The 268-nt window shown below is 57.1% G+C and carries 1 protein-coding gene; it reads left to right on the top strand.

What is annotated here, in order from left to right; genetic code table 11:
* Positions 1-239: hypothetical protein (locus SB679_RS24550; RefSeq protein ID WP_410704885.1), on the top strand; the 239-nt coding region annotated here is incomplete at its 5' end.
* Between the last annotated feature and the right edge of the window lie 29 nt (positions 240-268).

The following is a 268-nucleotide window of genomic DNA, read 5'->3' as shown; positions in this document are numbered from 1 at the left end:
TCCTGCGGCATGTCTATACCTCCGAACGCGAAATCGTCCGCAAGGGTGAACATCCGCGCGAAGTCAGCGAAATGGACGAACTGCGCCGCAGTATCATCTCCGCGAAACGCCAGAAGATCGCAGAGATGCGGCAAACCGACGAAATCGACGACGACATCTTCCATATTCTCGAGCAGGAGCTCGACTGGGCCGAGCTTGCGGCATCGTCTCCCGGGCAGGAACAGATCGTCGAAGGATAGTCACCGCATTGTCTGAGCACTGCAACCTA

The organism is Chryseobacterium sp. SIMBA_029 (assembly GCF_046535275.1).
In the GTDB taxonomy this organism is placed as follows: Bacteria; Bacteroidota; Bacteroidia; order Flavobacteriales; family Weeksellaceae; genus Chryseobacterium.
Note: the sequence above shows the minus strand (reverse complement) of the source record. Positions and strands in the feature narration are given on the sequence as shown.